The organism is Candidatus Omnitrophota bacterium (genome assembly GCA_028716245.1).
Taxonomy (GTDB): Bacteria; Omnitrophota; Gorgyraeia; order Gygaellales; family Profunditerraquicolaceae; genus UBA6249.
This window is the reverse complement of the sequence record JAQUQW010000011.1, coordinates 1-2,616: the sequence shown is the minus strand read 5'-3', so window position 1 is coordinate 2,616 and position 2,616 is coordinate 1. Positions and strand designations below refer to the sequence as shown.

2 protein-coding genes are annotated in these 2,616 nt (G+C 44.2%); both read right to left on the bottom strand.

Annotated features, from left to right (window positions below; translation table 11 throughout):
• Nucleotides 1–39 precede the first annotated feature (39 nt).
• Nucleotides 40–2,115: a recombinase family protein gene (locus PHG87_07710; protein ID MDD5478060.1), complete on the bottom strand. Its 2,076-nt coding sequence runs from the start codon at nucleotides 2,113–2,115 to the stop codon at nucleotides 40–42.
• A gap of 101 nt (nucleotides 2,116–2,216) precedes the next feature.
• On the bottom strand, nucleotides 2,217–2,616 hold a 400-nt coding region (locus PHG87_07705; protein MDD5478059.1), incomplete at its 5' end, for a hypothetical protein.

The window sequence follows — 2,616 nt, the reverse complement described above, 5'->3', positions numbered from 1 at the left end:
TACTATCATGCTGCATAATGCGTCTCCTTGGTGTTAAGCTCAAAAATTAAATTTTTGCTGGTCTGAATTATGTTCAGCACCCAGTTTTTCACGTTTCAATCTGACTCTTTCTTCTATTGCCAGAGCTTCCTGCGAAGACAAGTCTTGCCGATTTAACATCCAAGGTCCGTACGGGAGCGGGTGTTTATGCGGCAGGCTGCCCTTTTCAAGTTCTTTGCGCAGAATCGTTGTCGACATATTCAACAGCTCCGCAGCGCGGATCAAAGTCAACCATTCGTTCTCAGCTCCTTCCTGAGGCGCTGGAATTTTACGCTTATTTCTGAGTGAACGAACACTTTGACCTGACCAGCGGTTGCCCCATCCGGTTCGCAGGCCGTTTCTGTTGAGGCATCCGGCGATGTAGTCGTCGTTAAAAAGTAAAGCATAGTTCTTGACCGCATCAACAATTTCGGGGCTTGTATGGTGAGGCACATCTCCGCGTTTTCTGCGTTTTACAAATAATTGCGTATGAGTGCCGCCATGCCAATGAATAATCAATTCCGTTTCTCCTCTTTCAGGAAAAGTGTCTATGACAATTTCATTTATTAGAATACGTATCAAACGTTTTTTCAAGCGCGCGTCGGTTGCAGGATGTTTCCATACTCGATGGAAATCCAATGCAAGTTCATTCAGCATATCGGCAGTTATTTTACTGGCGGCCTCCACATTGCTTTCCTCACAGGACAACTTTTCCTTGATTTCAGCGGCTTGCTCCATCGAAAGGTTCCAGCGGCTTTCAAGTTCTTTTGTGACAAGCCTGTTTTCTGGATCAGCCAGATTGTATTGTTTCCAGGCTTTTCGTTCCGCATATTGCGCTGCTTCCAAGTCCATTTGCAGTGATTTCAGAAGGTCACTTTGTTTTTTCTGTCTTTGTTCCGCCGATTGACAGGCGGCTTGTTCGATGCCCGGAGCGATCACTTTCAAGACTTCATCTTCCACAGCGCCATCGAGCGGGATGCCTCCAAGGCCTATGCACTGGGGTTCACCGTGGTCAAGGTACCCGCGATGACAGGAGTAACGAAGAAAGGAACGGGCACGTCCAGTGTAGTTCACCGTCAATTTCCGTCCACAACGGCGGCAGCGCAAAAGCCCGCAGAGCAAGGCCGCTCCTTTTCGTGGAGCTCCTTTGGTTGCAATATTTCTTGTGTTGGCATTTTCCGCAATCATCTTTTGAACCTGTTCAAACTTTTGCCAGGTAATATAACCTGCATGATGGTCCTTTATCAAGACATCCCACTGATTTCGCGGCGTTTTTTTTACTTTGCAAGTCATTGTGCCATTATCATAAGTGTTGGCGCTTTTTGTTTTGCCGTAAACATAAGCACCCGCATATACCGGATTTGTCAAGAAGCGATAAATAGAGGCGTACCTGGCACGTCGCCAGGTTACTGCACGTTCTTTATTTTTGTTTTGCGCGGAAGGAATAAGAATCTCATTTTCATGAAACCACACCAACACCTGTCTGATAGTTCCAAGCTCAAAAAACTTTTTATAAACCAGCTCCAGGACATTTCGTACTCTTTCATCCGGGGTCATTTGATAAATATTTTCTCCATTTATATAGCCGGTTGGAGCGGTCAACGACAGTTCTCCTCTTTTGGCTTTTTCACGGCGCCCGGCAATGGCGCGTTGATGCAAAAGGTCAAGCTCATATTCAGTAAGGCTTGCCTTTACTCCGAGAAGCAATCTGTCATTTCCGATTCCGGGATCATATATGGCGTCATTATCTATGAGCAGGGTATTCACCATTTTACACACTTCAATAAGCTGCTGCCAGTCCCGGCTGTTTCTGGCGAACCTTGACAATTCCAATGCGGCTACAGCACCAACATTGCCCATGAAAACAGAACTTACCAGTTTTTGGAAACCGTTACGTTCCGCCTTTCCCGAGGCACTGATTCCCAAATCATCATCTATGACTTCAACTTTATTCCAGCCATATTCTTTTAACCTTTTCTTCATTCCATATTGCAGGCGGCGACTCTCGTGGTTGTTTGCCAATTGAAAATTCGACGATTGCCTGACATATAAAATTGCCGGTCTTTTGAGATGAGTTTCATTAATCTTCATATTCATTTTTCATTTCCTCTGTCTGTTTATTAAGCTCACTTGAATCAAGCCGATTAAATATTTCCACGAGAATCACGGTGATCTCGCAGCGTTTGTCTGCAGGAAGTTCATTCCATTGCGGACGGGGTGTTTGAGATTTCCATAGTTCGGGTTGGATCAACAGTTTTTTCTTCATGTTTCAAATATCCTGGAATTTGTACAGTGTTTTCACTACCTTGCATTCCGGATATGAGTTCATCAAGAATTTCTTTTAAAGAAAACAGGGATTCTTCTGTGAAAGAAGGCGAAGAAGAAATTTTAAAATCGGAACAGGATTTTTCATCAAACATCCATGCCGGGATTTCTTTTGCTATTTGCTTTTTTGTAAGATCAAACCTATAGTTGTAAAACAGTTTACCGCCTTTGATTTGAACTCGGACAATGTAAACGTCCCGCCCAAAATCAGGGTGCCACGGATAGAGTATTTTCAAAATATGGTTCAGTGGGGTATTGTGTAACCGGTTAGTA